Raw genomic sequence first — 15,644 nt, 5'->3', positions numbered from 1 at the left:
GCGAGCCGCCCAGCGTCGAGCAGACCGCTGGATGATCTCCGGCGGCATGCTCATCGGCACGGCGGCGGCCGGTGTCTTCGGCCTCCCGCTGTTCCTGCGCGGAATCTGGTTGCAGGGCAAGGCTGCGCGTGACGGACTGACCGTGCGGCCCATGCTCGTGACATTGCTGGGCTACCTGGTCATCATCGATGCCGCGATCAACGCCGTGGGCTGGGCGCTGGACATGGTGGCCAACCACACCCTGCTGGCCCGGGTGCTGCTCAACGGCTGGGGCGCGATGTTCGATGCCGGCTATTTCTGGCACTACAACGAGCTGTGGATCGGTGGGGCTGCCGGCCCGGGGGAGAAGGGCTGGGAGATCGGGCTGATCTTCACGGTCTTCACCATGCGGATCGCCGCGGCGATCGGATTTCTGCAGATGAAGCGGTGGGGTCATCAGTGGATGGTGGTGACCTGCTGGATGGGCGTAGTGATCTGGCTCGGCTACGTGTTCAACATGACCATGTATGCCGATGTGCGCTACGCCGGTGTGGTGTTCCCGGTGATCGGCTGGTGGCTCTACGACATCTTCTACATCACACCGTTTTTGGCGATCCCGTACCTGCACACCGTCAACCGGGAGATCTTCTCCGACTGATCAACGATAGGAAGTCCTGATGGCCTGGCTCTGGGAAATTCTCCGTTACGTCGCCGCGTGGGGCGGAACGTGTTTGATCATCGCGTTCTGGTACTGGATGTTCTCCAGCATCGGAACCTTTTGAGCCAGCCGTGGACCCCCTGGCGCTCGAGACCAGCTGCGCGCTGACGGCGGTCGCACTGAGCGACCGGCGCCGCGAAGGCGCGCGGTTGATGACCGGCGCCCGAAGAAGCTTCAGCCTGAACCCGAACCTGTCCACCGTCTATGTGCCCCATCCTGCGGAGCCGGGCTGGACTCGACGGACGCTGACCTGCGGGGTGGCGCTGCAATGTTCACCCTCCAAGGAGCGAATCGCGCAGTACCGGTTGGCCGACCTGTCGCCGCGTGAGCGTCTGGCCCTGACCTTCGTCGAGTCGCAGGTGGCCCTCGGCTGGGTTGCCGGGCGGTGGCCGGGACTGGTGGCTGAGCTGCAACGGATGCTGCCGGATCTCGATCCCGCCGATCCCGAGATGCCGGCCGCCGAGATGGTCGATCGCGCGATCGCCTTGGCGCGCACCCGGCAACCGCTGGCCGGGCATTCGCTGACGGGGACACTGCCGGCCGCTTGGACCGGACCGGGGCGCCTGGCCTCCTCGGTGCGTCGCCTCGGCCGGATGCCGTGGTCCAGCAACGAGAAACGGCGCCCACGTCCGTATTCGGTACCGGTGGGCGGTGACGGGGGTGTTCGCAACACCACCATGCCGCCGCCGAGCCGGCCCGAAGACGACGATCGCTTTCTCGGTCGTGACCGCAGGCCGGGCATCCCGTACCCGGAGTGGAACCTGCACACCGGCGCCCTGTTGCCAGACCACGTCGCCGTAGTGGAATTCAACCGGCGAATACCTTCAGGCGAGCCGTCCCCGGCCGCGGTCGATCTGCGTAAGTGGTTCGAACAACACACCGTCCGCGCCATGACCAATCGGCTTGCCGATGGATCCGATCTCGATGTCGACGCCTACGTCGGCTACCGACTCGACGTGGCGGCCGGCACGGCCGGCGAGCCCCGGATCTTCCGGGACCTGCTGCGCGCGGACCGGGACGTGACCACAGCGGTGCTGCTCGATGCGAGCTCGTCGCTGGGGGTGCACGGTGGCCGGTTGTTCGGCCTGGAGCTCGCCTGCGCGGACGCGCTCTCGGCGGCGATGACGCGCGCGCGTCAGCGCCACGGCATCTTCGCGTTCACCGGCAACACCCGCCACCACGTGGAAGTGCACTGCCTCAAGGACTTCGGCGACCGGAGGTTCGTGGCGCCGAGCGCGCTGGGACTTTTGACCGGCGGCTACACCCGGCTGGGCGCCCCGCTGCGGCATCTGACCAGCCGGCTGCTGACGCAGCCTGGCGGACGGCGGCTGCTCATCGTGATCGGCGATGGGCTGATGTCCGACGAGGGCTACGAAGGTCGATACGCCTGGGCCGATGTCGCGCACGCCGTCGAAGAAGCCGAGGAGGCCGGCGTCTGCGTGTACTACGTCGGGGTCGGACCCGTGCGCGTCGATCCGCTGCCCGAGGTGTTCGGACCGCGCCGCTCCCAACGGATTCGGCGGGTCGCGGAGCTACCGCGCGTACTGGCCCACGTACACCGCGAACTGACCGCAGCATGACCGACGACGTGCGAGGAGCCCGATGAGCAGCGATGTCTACTTCGCCAACGGCAACGAGGTGCAGTTGTTCGAGAAGGCCTACCGCCGCCGAATCCCGGTGATGCTCACCGGCCCGACCGGCTGCGGCAAGACCCGGCTCGTCGAGCACATGGGCCAGCTGCTGGGGCGCCCCGTGGTCACCATCAGTTGCCATGACGACCTGACCAGCTCGGACCTGGTGGGCCGGTTCCTGGTGTCCGGCGGTGACGTGGTGTGGACGGACGGACCGCTGACCCAAGCGGTCAAGGCCGGTGCGATCTGCTACCTCGACGAAGTCGTCGAGGCGCGGCACGACTCGCTGGCCATTCTGCACTCGCTGACCGATCACCGGCGCAGCCTGTACCTGGATCGTGCCGGCGAAACCATCACGGCGCCGGACACCTTCATGCTGGTCTGCTCCTACAACCCCGCCTACCGGAGCTCGCTCAAAGAGCTGAAGCCCTCATTCCGGCAACGGTTCGCCACGCTGCCCATGCAGTACCTGCCGCCGGAGCGCGAGGCGCAGGTGATCGTCGCCGAGACCGGCATCGAGTCACAGATCGCCGGTCGGCTGGTGCGGTGCGCCACCGCGCTGCGCACCGCAGACCAGGCGTTGCACTTCGAACCGCCGTCGACGCGCACGCTCGTCAACGCCGCGCAGCTGGTCGCCGCCGGCGCCCCCGAACTGGAGGCGGCCGAAGCGTGCATTCTCGCGCCGCTGACCACCGACGGCGGAATCCACGACGGCCTGCGTGAAGTGGCCGCCAGTGTGCTCACCGCTCAGGCCGAGCGCCACTAGGAAAGGAAGTCGCAGAACATGGACCAGCAAGAACGCAACCGCAAGCGAGCCCTGATCGTCTTTCAGATCTTCATCTACGGCTACCTGGCCATCATGTTCGGCATCCAGCTGTACATGTCGTTCGCGCGGGGATGGTGGCAGCTGTGAGCGCGCCGGCTTCGGCGACAGACTTCGCCGCGCTCGACGATCATGAGACGCAATCGCGTGCCGCCCAGCGCCGAGCCGACCGCTGGATGATCGCCGGCGCAGCGTTGATGGGAATGTGGGTGCCGGGCATCATCGGCTTGCCGATCTTCCTGCGCGGCGCTTGGCTGCAGCGGCAATCACTGCACGCCGGCTTGGCCGTACGGCCGATGATCGTCACCCTGATCGGATACCTGGTGCTGATCGACGGCATGCTCAACAGCCTGGGTTGGTCGCTGGACCTGGTCGCCAACCACACCCTGATCAACCGGGTCCTGATGGTCGGCTGGGGCGGCATGTTCGATGCCGGCTATTTCTGGCACTACAACGAACTCTGGATCGGCGGCTCAGCCGGACCCGGCGAGAAATCCATGGTCTTCGGCATGATCCTCACGGTCTTTGCGATGCGCTGTGCCGCCGCGATCGGGTTCCTGCAGATGAAGCGCTGGGGCCACCAATGGATGATCGTCACCTGCTGGATGGGCGTACTCATCTGGATTCTCTACGTGTTCAACATGACCATGTATGCCGATGTGCGCTACGCCGGTGTGGTGTTCCCGGTGATCGGCTGGTGGCTCTACGACATCTTCTACATCACACCGTTTTTGGCGATCCCCTACCTGCACACCGTCAACCGGGAAATCTTCTCCGACTGATCAAGGAGCCCCACGATGGAAACACCTTCCGCCGACGCACTGCCGCCGGGCACCACCCCGTACTACGCACGGATGCACAAGTGGATCAAGCGCGCCACCTTGGTCTGCCTGGTGGCGCTCGTCATCGAGGGCGCCTTCACCCTGCCGTTCATGGCGGTGTACTACGGCTACCCGACGCTGAGCCTCACCCAGATCTGCAGTGAACTGCTCAAGACCCGGTTCTCCGACGACACCCTGGAGTGCAAGCACCCCTACCCGCCGCTCGGGCCACCAGAGGGGGCTGCAGGCAAGGCCAGTGCCCAAGACGAGTGGGGTATCCAGCCCGTTCCCCACTACCACCGGCTGCGTTTCCGGGAACTGGTGCGCATTCACAACGAGCGGATTGCGCAGCAGGACTAGCGCCGCCCGGGTCCGACCGGGCCGGGGCCGACGGGGCCCGGTCCGGCCGGGCCTACGCCGGCGGGGCCAACAACGCCACCAGGTCCCGCGGGGCCGCCAACACCGACGCCGAACGGTCCGACGGGTCCGACGATCGGATGCGGGTCTACGCCCCCGGGCTCGCACTGATTTGTGTCTGTGTTGAAGTACATGCCGTAGCCGCAGCCATCTAGCGGGTCGGCCAGGCTGACGGCGGGTGAAGCGAGTCCGATCAGGGCCGCTGATGTCACAGCAAGGGCAAATGCCGGCATCGTGGCGCAATGCCGCAGCGCTGAACTCATTGCCGTCCTCCTGTTGTCATCGGGGCGCTGCTAACGGTGTCAGCCGGTCACCATAGTCGTGCGTAATCGGATCTAGGGGTGGATCAGTGGAATACGATCCGCCGACCTTGACGACGACAGTTCCCGTGACGAACAGGCACCCCGTTCAGTACTGGGTGCAGCCCTGATCCACCGGAATCGCGGCGGCGGTGACAAGGTGCGAGTCGGCGCTGGCCAGCCAGCACACCGTGCCGGCGATGTCCTCCGGTTCGGCCACCCACGTGGGCAGGAAAGGCGTGAGCATCTGAGACAACTGCGGGTTGGTCTCCATGGCCTGGTTCAGCGCACTCATCATGTCGCCGGTGCCCATGTCGGTGTTGACCGGACCGGGGTGCACGCTGTTGACCCGAATTGCGTGCTTGCCCAACTCAGCGGCGAACGCGCGGGCCATTCCGGTGACGGCGTGTTTGCTGGCCGTGTAGTGGACCATGAACGGCTGCATCTTGATGCCGGCGGCCGAACTGATCAAGATGATCGAGCCGCCGCGCTGCCCGGCGATGATGTGCGGTGCGCCGGCCATCACAGTGTTCCAGGTGCCAGTCACATTGATGTCCATGACATCGCGAAAGTTCTCCGGCGAGATGGCATCCCACGCTTGGGGGGCAGCAACACCGGCGTTGGCGACGATGATGTCCAGCCTCCCCAGTGTGCTCACGCCGTCGGTGACCGCCTCACACAAGCCGTCGTAGTCACGGGTGTCGACGATCGAGGACACCATGCGCTGCCCGGTGGCCTCCACCAGCCGGACGGTTTCGGCCAGATCTTCCGGGCTTGCCGGGTTGTACGGCACGCAGTCGGGCAGTTTCCCGGCCACGTCGACCGCGATGATGTCGGCTCCCTCGCCGGCCATCCGTACCGCGTGGGCGCGTCCCTGTCCCCGTGCCGCGCCGGTGATGAATGCCACCTTGCCGGTCAGTCGTCCTGTCATATCCGTTCCCTCCGTTGTTGGTTCACGCCTAGGTCGACGTGGCACCCAGTGCTCAACATGTCCCGTACCCGCCGTTTGTCGACTTTGCCGGTCGGCCCATGCGGGATGGCATCGGGCCCGGCGACTATCAGCCACACGGTCGGCACCTTGAACGAGCTCAACAGATCTCGACACCGGTCGCGCAAGTCATCGATGGTCAGCCCATCGCCGGCCACCACCGCTCCCACCCGGCTCCGGTCTCCGTCGGGCACGTTGGTGACGACCGCGGCCTGGACACCGGCGATGCCGCGCAGGGCCGTCTCGACTTCGCTCGGATAGACCGTGGCGCCGCTGACCTTGAACATGTCGTCGGATCTGCCGTGGTAGAACAGGAACCCGTCGTGATCGAGCCGGCCCAGGTCGCCAGTGGGGTAGAAGCCGTCGACCGTGAAGACGTCCTCCCGGGTGCGACGGCAGATGCCGCGCAGCGTGTGCGGCCCGCGCAGCTGGATCATCCCGACCGTGCCGGCGGGCACCGGCACGCCGGTGTCGGTGTCGACGATCCGAACGTCCATGCCCGCGAACGGCTTACCGCAGCTGCCCCACGCCGAACGCGGTAGGTCGGTGTCGGCGGCGTAGCCGCAGTACGGCCCGAACGCCTCGGTCATCCCGAACAGGTTGGCCCTCGCCCCGGGCTCGGGGCGCAACTCCGGCGGCAGCAGCGCCTCCAGACTGCCCGGCCGCAACGCCGACAGGCCGGCGGTACCAGCGTGGCGGGCCAGTGCCGCGGCCTGGTCCGGCCAGCCGCGGAACAACGTGACCCGCTCGGACTCCAGCAACTGCAAGGTGGTCTCCGGCTTGGGAAGCTCCTCGGTGACCAGGGTGGCCCCGGCCAGCAGCGCCGACAGCACCCCGCCACCGAAGCCGCCGACCCAGAAGAACGGCATCGGCAGATACAGCCGGGTGTCGGCGTCGATGCAGCGGGCGGCCAGTCCGGACCGGACCGCGCCCAAGGCGCTGCCGTGCGAATGCAGCACACCCTTGGGCGGGCCGCTGCTGCCGGAGGTGAACATGATCAGCATCGGGTCGGCGGGGGTCACGGTCGCGGACAGCGCCTCAACGATTCTGGCGGGGCCGTCGCCGGCGGCGGCCGACGCCAAGCTTTGAGTGGACCAGACATGCTGCAGCGCAGGAAGATCCGCTGTCAGCGACGAGTCCGCGCGTAGGTCGTCGAGATAGCGGCGGCCACGGAACTCCTCGACGCTGATCAGAAACTGCACCGCAGCGACGCGAAGCTGCGCGCGCAGTTCCGGCGGGGTCAGCAGAGTGCTCAGGGGCACCAGCACCGCTCCGATCCGGGTGAGGGCGATCGCGATGCGGACCCAGTCAACGCCGTTGGGCATGATCAACCCCGCCCGGGTGCCCTTGCCGATACCAGCCTGAACGAAGACCGCGGCCAGCTCACGCGACGTCGAGTCGAGCTCGGCATAGCTGAGTCGGTTGATCGGGTCGATCACCGCCGGTTTGCCCCGATGGAGAGCGGCATGGGCGCGGACCAGGGCGTCGACGGTCAGAGTCTCAGGCATCGAGCGCCTCCGCCAGCCGTCGCAGATCGACTTTCCCGCTGGACAGCAACGGGATCCGGGCCGCGGGGACGCTGGTGATCCGGCGCGGGATCTTGTAGGCGGACAGCTCGGTGGCAAGTCGAGCCCTTAGCTGTCCCTCGTCGATCGCGCCATCGCCGGTCACGATGACCGCGGCCACCAGCTGTCCACGGACGGGATCGGGGACGCCGAACACGTGCGCGACGGATCCGCCGGTGACGTTGGCGATGGCTCGCTCCACCTCGGCCGGAGACACATTGGCTCCGGCGGTCTTGATCACCCTGTCTCGTCGGCCCAAGAAGTAGTAGAAGCCGTCGGCGTCGGTGCGGACCAGATCGCCGGTGTGGAACCAGCCCTCGGCGTCGAAACACTCTTCGCGGCTGCGCTTGTGGTAGCGCCGCATCAGGTAGGGGCCGCGCACCCACAGTTCCCCGTCCTCGATGCGGCACTCGAACCCCGGAGCGGGTTTGCCGTAGCTACCGCGACGGTGTTCGGGCTGGTCGGTGTCGTCGTCACTGAGCAATATCGGGCCCCCGGTCTCGGTCATCCCGAGCATGCTGTGCCGCAGCCCAGGGTCGGCCGGGCGCGCTTCTGGCGCCATGATCGGGTACAGGTTGCCGCGCCGGAGGCTGGTCAGGTCTCGGTCGCCGAGGCTGGGATGCTGACTCAGGGCGGCGATACCGTTGACGAAACCATTGGTCAGCGTGGGCTTCTCGGCCTCCAGCAGGTCCAGCGTGATGGCGGGGTCGGTGGCGTTGGAACACAGCAGCGTCGATCCGGCCAGCACCGTGGCCAGCAGCGCGAACGCGAACCCGCCGATCCAAAAGAACGGCGAGTTGCAGAACAGGGTGTCCTCGGCGGTGAGTCGCCGGATCGCGTTGAGATTGCGTTGGTGGCCGATCAGGCTCGCGTGACTGTGCACCGCGCCTTTGGGCGTGCCGCTCGACCCGGAGGTGTAGATGATCGCCAGCGAGTCACCGCCGTCGACGTCGTTCTCAATGGCCTCCAGGGTGGCCTGGTCGCCCGGCGCTCCGGAGTTCTCGGCGTCGAACAGCACATGGCGCAGTTGCGGCGCGTACACGCTGAACAGCGGTGCGGCGCTGTCGATATCGACGTCGACGAGAATCTCGGCCAGCCGAGCCCGATAGTCGTGTGATCGGTACGATTCGGCCGTCAGCAGGATCCGCACGTCGCTGTGCACCAGTTGGTCACGCAGCTCGGGTGCCGTGGACGGGGTCGGGAATGGGACCACCACCGCGCCGATGCGGCCCGCGGCGAGCATGCCGACCACGAACGCTGGGCCGTTGGGATACAACAGTCCGATGTGGCTGCCCTTGCCGGCGCCCAGTGCGACGAGCCGGCGGGCCAACGCGGCGGAACGCTGGTCGGCGTCGGCGTAACTGATCCGCTCGGTGTCGCAGATCAGCAGTGGGTGGTCGCCGCGAGTCCGCGCTTGGACGCGCAGGATCTGTGGGAGGGTCTCAGTCAGCATTCTTGCTCGACATACCGATCAGCTCCCGAACCGCGCCCAGGTCGGCCTTGCCCGAAGGCGTACGCGGGATGACGTCGACGATCGCGATCTCGGTGGGAATCTCATAGCGGGCCAGTCGGCCGCGCAGAAACTCGGTCAGCGTCCCGGCGTCGGCGAAGGCTCCAGACCGCAGCTCGACCGCCGCCACCGGAGTCTGCCCGAGACGCTCGTCGGCGCGGCCCACGACGGCGGCGCCTTTGACCGCCGGATGCGCCTCCAGAGCGACCCGCACGTCATCGGGCAACACCTTGAATCCGCCGCGGATGATGGCTTGATCCGCCCGGCCCAGGATCCATAGGAAGCCGTCGGCGTCGATGCGCGCCAGATCGGTGGTCCGCATCCACTCCGCGTCGGGGCCCAGCTGGCCCGGTTTGACCTCCAGCAGCCCGGGCTGATCGGGGCCGAGTGGGGCGCCGTCGTCGTCGACCACGCGCAGTTGCGCGCCGAGGCTGGCGCGCCCGACGCTGCCGCGTTTGTCCTGCCAGTACTGCTGATAGTCGGCCAGCGTCCAGCCGGCTACGCCGCCGCCGAATTCGGTTGCCGCGTAAGAGGTGAGCACCGGGATGCCGAACTTGGCGGTGAACGCGTCGGCGTCGTCGGCGGACAGCGGAGCGGTTCCCGAGGTAACCGCACGGATCCCGGCCAGGTCCTCGCGGCTGAGGTCCGAATGCAGCACCGTGCGCAACGCGGCCGGCACCAACGAGACCGCGCGCGGCCGGCAGGTGCGTACCGCCTCGGCCCAGCGCTGCAGCTCGAATCGCTCCAGCAGCACAAAGGATCGTGCCTCGGCGATGCACTGCAACACCCGGTACACGCCACCGATGTGCACCAGCGGCGAGTTGACGATCGCGATGCCGCGTCGCAGCTGCGGTGCCGGGGCATGCTCGGGGTCGGGACCGATCACGCTGTGCGCCAACATGTCGTAACGCAGGTCGACGCGCTTGGGCGGCCCGGTGGTTCCGCTGGTCAGTATCCACACCGCCACGCCGGGGCGCCCGGAATCCGGGTTGGGCTCGCTCGCCACGTCGATCTGCGGGGCGGTGGCGAGATCGCAGATCGTCACCACGGCGGTGCGCCGTGTCGCGGTCACCAGGGCGGCCAGATCATCGGGATCCCCGATGATCACCGGCAGTTCCAGCGCCGCGATTTCGCTGCGGGTGCGGTCGTCGCCGCGGGACGGATTGATCACCACCACGCAGCCCCCGGCCAGCAGCACGCCGAGCAACGCGGCCACCTGCGGGGGGCGGTTGCGCAGCAGGATCCCGACTCGTCCACCGGCCGGTGTCAGCTCCGCGATGCGCCGCGCCAGGGTCGCGAGCTGCGACCAGGAATACCACCGGCCGTCGTATTGCAGTGCCGGTGCCTCAGGCGCCAGATCGAGCACCTCGGCAATGCGCCGGCTCAGCGGATGCGGCATCAGCGGATCCGCGGCGGTGTGGCGGGGCGCGGCGGCAGTGCGTCGAGTTCGGCCTTGCCCAGTGGGTTGCCCAGCCTGGTGTAGATCAGGCCCTGATCCAGGGCGGCACGGTACGGTTTGTCCAGCGACTCCCAGATCGCCTTCACCGTGCCCTGCGTGGCCGACGGCGGCTTGGCCGCAATCGTGGCGGCAATCTCCTGGGATCGCGTCCAGAGCTGTTCGCGCACAACGATTTCCGATACCAAGCCGATGCGCAACGCGGTGTCGGCACTGACCCGCTCATCGTTGCCCATCAGCGCGATCCGCAGGGTCTCCCCCAACCCGATTCGGCGCATCAGCCCGATCGGCTCGAGTGCGCAGACCAGTCCGGCAGAGACGTGGGAGTCGAAGAACGTGGCGTCCTGCGAGCAGATCACCACGTCGGCTTCGTTGAGGAAGTAGAACGCTCCGGCGGTGCACATGCCCTGCACGGCACAGATGACGGGTTTGAACATCTTCTGCCACTTGGGACTGAGCAACTCGCCGGGATCTTCGTGATGCCAGACGTTGTCGGGTTGTCCGTAGGAGGATTTGATGTCCAGCCCGGCGCTGAACGCCCGGTCACCGGCGGCACGCAGCACGACGGCGTTGACCTGACTGTCGAGTTTGACGATCCGCCACGCCGCGGCCATCTCCTCGCACATGGTGCGGTCGAACGCGTTGAGCCGGTCCGGCCGGTTCAACGTGATGGTCGCGACGCGCGCGGCGCGATCGAAGTCGAGCAGGATGGTGGTGAAGTCGGTGCTCATCGGCACTGCCATTCCGGTGCCCGCTTCTCGACGAAGGCCCGCGGCCCCTCCAGCGAATCCTCGGTGTGCAGGTTGCGTTCCCGGAACGACTCGGCGAGCATCTCCGCCTCGTGCAGCGGCAGGTCCAAGCCCTTGAGGATCGCAAGCCGGGTACCGCGCACTGCCAGCGGCGCGTTGGAGTTCAAGACGTCGGCGATCTCGTGAGCGCGCTCGAGCAGCCGGTCGTGTTCCACCACCTCGCTGATCATGCCGAGGTCGTAGGCTCGTTGAGCGTCCATCCGCTCGTGCTTGCCCATCATGGCCATCCGCAGCGCGATCGAGCGGGGCAGCACCCGGGCCAACCGGACCACTTCGCGCCCGGCGACCAGGCCGATCGAGACGTGCGGGTCGAAGAACGTCGCGCGGTCCGAGGCGATCACGATGTCGCAGGTGGTCACCCAGTCCAGTCCTGCTCCGCAACAGATCCCGTTGATGGCCGCCAGCACGGGTTTGGCCATCGTCCGGAACGGGGGAGTGCCCTCCTGCGGAGCCTCCCACTGCTCGTAGGTGGACAGATACGGCCGTTCATTGATCACCTTGCCGTCGCCGGGGATCTCCTTGACGTCGGCGCCGGTGCAGAACGCCCGCCCGTTGCCGGTGACGATGACCACCCACACCGCCTCGTCGCTCTCGGCCTCGGCATAGGCGGCGCGCAGTTCGGTGACCATGTGCGGGCTCAGCGCGTTGAGCGCCTCAGGACGGTTCAGTGTGATCGTGGCGGTGTGCCCGCGCACGTCGTAGTCGATGGTGTCGAACGTCGGCATGACCGATCCCTTTCCTGTCAGCGGCCGGTGAAGCCAGGCGGGCGCCGCTGCGCAAACGCGGCCAATCCCTCTTTGAAATCTCCTGTACGGCAGCTGAGCTCGAGATTGAACAGCTCCTGGGTCAGGGATTGTTGCAGCGTTGCCTGCTGTCCGTAATGCAGCGCTTGCTTGGTCAGACCGATCGCTACCGTAGGTCCCTGCGCCAAGGCGGCCAACAGTTCTTCGGTGGCGGAGTCCACGTCGGCCGGCGCGACCGCCTGGTGGATCAGCCCCCAGTCCTGCGCGGATGCGCCACTGACCTGCTCGCCGAGCAGCAACATGCGTCTGGCCCGCGCCAGCCCCACCAGACGCGGCAGCAGCCAGGTCGATCCCGAGTCGGGGCTGAAGCCGCGTGCCACAAACGGTTCCCAGAACACCGCGTCGGTGGCGGCCACGGTGAAGTCGGCGGCCAGCGCCAGGTTGCAGCCCAGGCCCACCGCCCAACCGCGCACGCTGCACACCACCGGCAGCTGGATGGTGTGGATCAGTTCGATCACCCGGTGCGCGGCGTGCGGGATGCGGCGCACCAGATCGCCGGTACGGGGTCGTTGGTCGCCGGCATTGGTGGCCACCCAGTCGGCGCCCGCGCAGAAGTCATCACCGGCGCCCCGGATATGGATGGCGCGCAACGTGTCGTCGCTCGCCGCTTCGGTGAGGGCCGTGACCAGTGCAGCGGTCATCGACGAGCTCAGGCAATTCCGGCGATCCGGGCGCGCCAAGGTCAGCCGGAGCAGCGCGCCGTCACGCAGCGCCGTCACCGCACCGTCGGGCGCGGAGCCGGACCCGGAATCGGGGGAGTCGGCCACGGTGGTGTCCACCTTTCAACGCTATATCGTGATAGCTACAGTAGGCTATACGATTAACGCGGTTCGGCGGAGAAAGGCCTATGGCGGACGGTTCGGGGAACTCAGTGATTTCTACCGGCGACGCCGCCCGTTTCGGCGAGCTGCCGCTGGCGCAGACCGTCGCGGTGGCCGGCGCCATGCGGCGCCTGACCGGGCTGCTGCTCGCGTTGGAGCATCCGCATCCGGCGGTGGACGACATGCTGACGCGGTTCAGCGACTGGGAGCGGCAACTGGCCGCCGTCGCCCCCGTCGAGGCGATGCCCCGCCTGGAGGATGCCGACGGCCAGGGCGGTCGGGTCTACCTGGCGCACGCCTTCGACGTCGGGTCGTTCAACCCCTGCTTCCCGGAGTACCGGTTCGACCACCTCGATGGTGAGACGGCCGCGGGCACAGTCACTTTCCCGCTGCCCTACGAAGGTCCGCCGGGGCTGGTACACGGCGGCTTTCTCGGGGTGTTCTTCGACTGTGTGACTCAGCATCAGAGCTGTGCGGCCGGCTCGGCCGGGCGAACCCGCTCACTGCTGGTCACCTACCGGCGTCCGACGCCGATTCTCACCGAGCTGGACTTCGACATCGTGCGAGCCGAGGTGGAGCGGGGCATCGCCTCCACCGCGCGACTTCTCCATCACGGCGAACTGCTGTGCACCGGCGAGGTCACCACGGCGGCGGCGCCGCCGAACAAATTGAGTGCCATTCGATTCGGCCGCCGACAGGATGAGGAGTCCCACCGATGAGCGCTGCCGAGACCACCGACGACCGTGTGCTATTCGATGTCGATCCCGACGGGCGCATCGCCACCATCACGCTGAACAATCCCGGCCGGCGTAACTCCTACGATGCCGCCATGCGCGACGCGGTCGCCCGCTGCCTGGACCGGGTCGCCGAGGACGACGATCTGGTCGTGGTGCTGCTGCGTGGCGCCGAGGGAGTGTTCAGCACCGGGGCCGACATGAACAACGCCTACGGCTGGTACGGCGAGCGCGGGGAGGCTCCGCAGCCGGCGGCCAAGGGCAGGCCCAGCCAACGGCGCCGGCTTACCGTGGACCGCAAATCATTTGGCTTCTACCACAATCTGATGGGCTTCCCGAAGGTCACGGTCGGTGAGATCAGCGGGTACGCGCTCGGCGGCGGCTTCGAGATGGCGCTGATGACCGACCTCTCGGTGATCGCGCGGGACACCAAGATCGGTATGCCCGCGACGCGGTTTCTGGGCCCGGCGCTGGGCAGCCTGCACATGTTCTTCCACCGCCTCGGTCCGGTGTTGGCGCGGCGGCTGCTGTTGACCGGCGACATCATCGAGGCCGCCGCGGTCGAGCATCTGGGTGTGTTCACCGAGACGTGCGACCCGGCGGCGGTGACGGCACGGGCACGGTACTGGGCGTGCAAGGCCGCGAAGATGCCCGCCGACGGAGTGGTCATCGCCAAGGAGGCATTCCGGCTCGTCGAGCAGAGCCAGGCGTATCAGGGCGAAGAGGTGGCCAGCTATCTGTTTCACGCCTACGGCACCAACTTGCAGTTCGCGCCGGGGGAGTTCAACTTCGTCAAGACCCGGGCCCAGCACGGAACAAAGGAGGCGTTCCGGCTGCGTGACGAGCACTTTCACGTACCGGAGCCGTAAGGCGGGTGGGTCCAGCAGGAACATCGTTAGCTTTACAAATCAGTCGAATAATGTAAGGTCGGAAAAATGCCTACACCTGTCATTGTCGGTGCCGTTCGCACGGCCATCGGACGTTCGTTCAAGGGGACACTGGTCAACACGCCCCCGGAGACCCTGATCACCACGGTGCTGCCCGAGGTGGTGCGGCGGTCCGGCGTCGAGCCGACCGAGATCGACGACATCATCTTCGCCGAATCCCACTACGGCGGCGGCGATCTCGCCCGCTATGCGGCAGCCGCCTGCGGCATGGAGTCGGTACCCGGCCAGTCGGTCAACCGGCACTGTGCCGGCAGTCTGACCGCGATCGGCAACGCCTCCGCGCAGATCGGTTCCGGGATGGAGCGGGTGCTGATCGCCGGTGGCGTGCAGTCGCTGTCGATGACGCCGCTGACGAACTGGCGCATCCCCGGCCCCGAGCTGAAGTTCGAGGAGCGCTGGATGCCGCCGACGCACCCGGAGACCCCGGATGCACCCACCCGCGACATGTCGATCACGGTGGGGTGGAACACCGCGCAGGCCGCCGGCATCAGCCGCGAGGAGATGGACGCCTGGGCCGCGCGCTCGCACCAGCGGGCGATCGCCGCGATCGACGCCGGCAAGTTCGTCGACGAGATCATCCCGCTGAAGGTCGAACTGCCCGACGGTTCGGTGACCGAGTTCAAGGTCGATGAGTTCCCGCGCCGTGACACCACCGCCGAGAAGCTGGCGGGCCTGAAGGTGCTGCACCCCGAGATCGAGGGGTTCTCGATCACCGCCGGCAACAGCAGCGGCACCAACGACGCCGCGGCCGCGGTCGCGCTCGTCGACTCCGACTACGCCCGCGATAAGGGCCTGACCGTGATGGGAACCGTCAAAGCCTGGGGCTCGGTCGGTGTTGCGCCCCGCGACACCGGGCTCGGCGGCGTCAAGGTGATCGGCAAGGTACTGCAGCGGGCCGGACTGTCCGTCGGCGACGTCGCGCTGTGGGAGATCAACGAGGCCTTCGCCTCGGTGCCGATCGCGGCGTGCAAGGAATACGGCATCGACGAAGAGCTGGTGAACTTCTCCGGCAGCGGCTGCAGCCTCGGTCACCCGATTGCCGCATCCGGTGCCCGGATGGTGACCACCCTGCTCTACGAACTGAAGCGGCGCGGTGGCGGCATCGGTGTGGCCGCCATGTGCGCCGGTGGCGGTCAGGGCGGCGCGGTGGTGATCGAGGTCTAGCCCGGCCGGACCCCATAGGGATAGTCGCCCGCCTTTGCGCGACAAATTGCAGCGGGCCTGTCCACGCGGTCGCAGTTGTCGCTCAAAGCCGGCCAACTGCCCTATTCCCTAAGCCGACCTATGCCTGACTAAGCGAGCCGCCCGGCTCTGGCGGGCCTG

The 15,644-nt window shown here is 67.5% G+C and carries 16 protein-coding genes; 9 read left to right on the top strand and 7 right to left on the bottom strand.

From position 1 onward, the window contains the following. The first annotated feature begins 31 nt into the window (after window positions 1–31). The 6 genes from K3U94_RS19390 (at window position 32) to K3U94_RS19370 (ending at window position 4,332) form a co-directional block, all read left to right on the top strand. On the top strand, window positions 32–637 hold the full coding sequence (locus tag K3U94_RS19390; RefSeq protein ID WP_434084936.1) for a hypothetical protein: 606 nt from the start codon (window positions 32–34) through the stop codon (window positions 635–637). 131 nt (window positions 638–768) lie between these two features. Then, a complete protein-coding gene (locus tag K3U94_RS19385; protein WP_220694736.1) occupies window positions 769–2,277 on the top strand; it encodes a nitric oxide reductase activation protein NorD in 1,509 nt (502 codons plus the stop codon). Window positions 2,278–2,299: 22 nt separating this feature from the next. Then, window positions 2,300–3,094 (top strand): CbbQ/NirQ/NorQ/GpvN family protein, encoded by a 795-nt coding sequence (locus tag K3U94_RS19380; RefSeq protein WP_220694735.1) that lies wholly within the window; start codon window positions 2,300–2,302, stop codon window positions 3,092–3,094. A gap of 18 nt (window positions 3,095–3,112) precedes the next feature. Beyond that, entirely contained in the window at window positions 3,113–3,241 is a 129-nt protein-coding gene (locus K3U94_RS24165) for a hypothetical protein (RefSeq protein WP_024441860.1), read from the top strand. Then, window positions 3,226–3,933: a hypothetical protein gene (locus K3U94_RS19375; protein WP_220694734.1), complete on the top strand. Its 708-nt coding sequence runs from the start codon at window positions 3,226–3,228 to the stop codon at window positions 3,931–3,933. Before K3U94_RS24165 ends, K3U94_RS19375 begins: the two co-directional genes overlap by 16 nt. Before the next feature lie 15 nt (window positions 3,934–3,948). After that, window positions 3,949–4,332 carry a hypothetical protein gene (locus K3U94_RS19370; protein ID WP_047318298.1) on the top strand — a complete coding sequence of 128 codons (384 nt, stop codon included), beginning with the start codon at window positions 3,949–3,951 and terminating at the stop codon, window positions 4,330–4,332. Window positions 4,333–4,797: 465 nt separating this feature from the next. Here K3U94_RS19370 and K3U94_RS19365 read toward each other — a convergent pair whose 3' ends face one another. Genes K3U94_RS19365 through K3U94_RS19335 form a run of 7 tightly spaced genes read right to left on the bottom strand, consistent with a single transcriptional unit; the run spans window position 4,798 to window position 12,538 of the window. Beyond that, on the bottom strand, window positions 4,798–5,619 hold the full coding sequence (locus K3U94_RS19365) for a mycofactocin-coupled SDR family oxidoreductase (protein WP_220694733.1): 822 nt from the start codon (window positions 5,617–5,619) through the stop codon (window positions 4,798–4,800). Beyond that, the gene (locus K3U94_RS19360) at window positions 5,616–7,184 is read right to left on the bottom strand and encodes a class I adenylate-forming enzyme family protein (protein ID WP_220694732.1); all 1,569 of its coding nucleotides are present in this window, start codon (window positions 7,182–7,184) and stop codon (window positions 5,616–5,618) included. Before K3U94_RS19360 ends, K3U94_RS19365 begins: the two co-directional genes overlap by 4 nt. Further along, window positions 7,177–8,694 carry a class I adenylate-forming enzyme family protein gene (locus K3U94_RS19355; RefSeq protein WP_220694731.1) on the bottom strand — a complete coding sequence of 506 codons (1,518 nt, stop codon included), beginning with the start codon at window positions 8,692–8,694 and terminating at the stop codon, window positions 7,177–7,179. The genes K3U94_RS19360 and K3U94_RS19355 overlap by 8 nt, the downstream gene beginning before the upstream one ends. After that, the gene (locus tag K3U94_RS19350; RefSeq protein ID WP_220694730.1) at window positions 8,684–10,150 is read right to left on the bottom strand and encodes a class I adenylate-forming enzyme family protein; all 1,467 of its coding nucleotides are present in this window, start codon (window positions 10,148–10,150) and stop codon (window positions 8,684–8,686) included. Before K3U94_RS19350 ends, K3U94_RS19355 begins: the two co-directional genes overlap by 11 nt. Beyond that, complete coding sequence (locus K3U94_RS19345; protein ID WP_220694729.1) at window positions 10,150–10,938, bottom strand: enoyl-CoA hydratase/isomerase family protein; 789 nt, start codon at window positions 10,936–10,938, stop codon at window positions 10,150–10,152. The genes K3U94_RS19350 and K3U94_RS19345 overlap by 1 nt, the downstream gene beginning before the upstream one ends. Then, window positions 10,935–11,741: an enoyl-CoA hydratase/isomerase family protein gene (locus K3U94_RS19340; RefSeq protein ID WP_047318303.1), complete on the bottom strand. Its 807-nt coding sequence runs from the start codon at window positions 11,739–11,741 to the stop codon at window positions 10,935–10,937. The genes K3U94_RS19345 and K3U94_RS19340 overlap by 4 nt, the downstream gene beginning before the upstream one ends. Window positions 11,742–11,758: 17 nt before the next feature. Beyond that, window positions 11,759–12,538 (bottom strand): enoyl-CoA hydratase/isomerase family protein, encoded by a 780-nt coding sequence (locus K3U94_RS19335; protein WP_412178183.1) that lies wholly within the window; start codon window positions 12,536–12,538, stop codon window positions 11,759–11,761. 128 nt (window positions 12,539–12,666) lie between these two features. Between K3U94_RS19335 and K3U94_RS19330 the strand changes: the two genes are divergently transcribed. The 3 genes from K3U94_RS19330 (at window position 12,667) to K3U94_RS19320 (ending at window position 15,485) form a co-directional block, all read left to right on the top strand. Further along, window positions 12,667–13,359 (top strand): hotdog family protein, encoded by a 693-nt coding sequence (locus K3U94_RS19330; protein WP_220694728.1) that lies wholly within the window; start codon window positions 12,667–12,669, stop codon window positions 13,357–13,359. Continuing rightward, complete coding sequence (locus tag K3U94_RS19325) at window positions 13,356–14,243, top strand: enoyl-CoA hydratase/isomerase family protein (protein ID WP_047318305.1); 888 nt, start codon at window positions 13,356–13,358, stop codon at window positions 14,241–14,243. Before K3U94_RS19330 ends, K3U94_RS19325 begins: the two co-directional genes overlap by 4 nt. A 66-nt stretch (window positions 14,244–14,309) precedes the next feature. Continuing rightward, window positions 14,310–15,485, top strand: a complete 1,176-nt coding sequence (locus K3U94_RS19320; protein WP_220694727.1) for a thiolase family protein — start codon at window positions 14,310–14,312, stop codon at window positions 15,483–15,485. The last annotated feature ends 159 nt before the right edge of the window (window positions 15,486–15,644 follow it).

It is taken from the genome of Mycolicibacter heraklionensis (assembly GCF_019645815.1).
Classification (GTDB): Bacteria; Actinomycetota; Actinomycetes; order Mycobacteriales; family Mycobacteriaceae; genus Mycobacterium; species Mycobacterium heraklionense.
Note: the sequence above shows the minus strand (reverse complement) of the source record. Positions and strands in the feature narration are given on the sequence as shown.

Coding starts and splice junctions, on each gene's coding strand:
- K3U94_RS19390 (WP_434084936.1), top strand. CDS start 32: ATGATCTCCGGCGGCATGCTCATCGGCACGGCGGCGGCCGGTGTCTTC.
- K3U94_RS19380 (WP_220694735.1), top strand. CDS start 2,300: ATGAGCAGCGATGTCTACTTCGCCAACGGCAACGAGGTGCAGTTGTTC.
- K3U94_RS24165 (WP_024441860.1), top strand. CDS start 3,113: ATGGACCAGCAAGAACGCAACCGCAAGCGAGCCCTGATCGTCTTTCAG.
- K3U94_RS19375 (WP_220694734.1), top strand. CDS start 3,226: ATGGTGGCAGCTGTGAGCGCGCCGGCTTCGGCGACAGACTTCGCCGCG.
- K3U94_RS19370 (WP_047318298.1), top strand. CDS start 3,949: ATGGAAACACCTTCCGCCGACGCACTGCCGCCGGGCACCACCCCGTAC.
- K3U94_RS19365 (WP_220694733.1), bottom strand. CDS start 5,619: ATGACAGGACGACTGACCGGCAAGGTGGCATTCATCACCGGCGCGGCA.
- K3U94_RS19360 (WP_220694732.1), bottom strand. CDS start 7,184: ATGCCTGAGACTCTGACCGTCGACGCCCTGGTCCGCGCCCATGCCGCT.
- K3U94_RS19355 (WP_220694731.1), bottom strand. CDS start 8,694: ATGCTGACTGAGACCCTCCCACAGATCCTGCGCGTCCAAGCGCGGACT.
- K3U94_RS19350 (WP_220694730.1), bottom strand. CDS start 10,150: ATGCCGCATCCGCTGAGCCGGCGCATTGCCGAGGTGCTCGATCTGGCG.
- K3U94_RS19345 (WP_220694729.1), bottom strand. CDS start 10,938: ATGAGCACCGACTTCACCACCATCCTGCTCGACTTCGATCGCGCCGCG.
- K3U94_RS19340 (WP_047318303.1), bottom strand. CDS start 11,741: ATGCCGACGTTCGACACCATCGACTACGACGTGCGCGGGCACACCGCC.
- K3U94_RS19330 (WP_220694728.1), top strand. CDS start 12,667: ATGGCGGACGGTTCGGGGAACTCAGTGATTTCTACCGGCGACGCCGCC.
- K3U94_RS19325 (WP_047318305.1), top strand. CDS start 13,356: ATGAGCGCTGCCGAGACCACCGACGACCGTGTGCTATTCGATGTCGAT.
- K3U94_RS19320 (WP_220694727.1), top strand. CDS start 14,310: ATGCCTACACCTGTCATTGTCGGTGCCGTTCGCACGGCCATCGGACGT.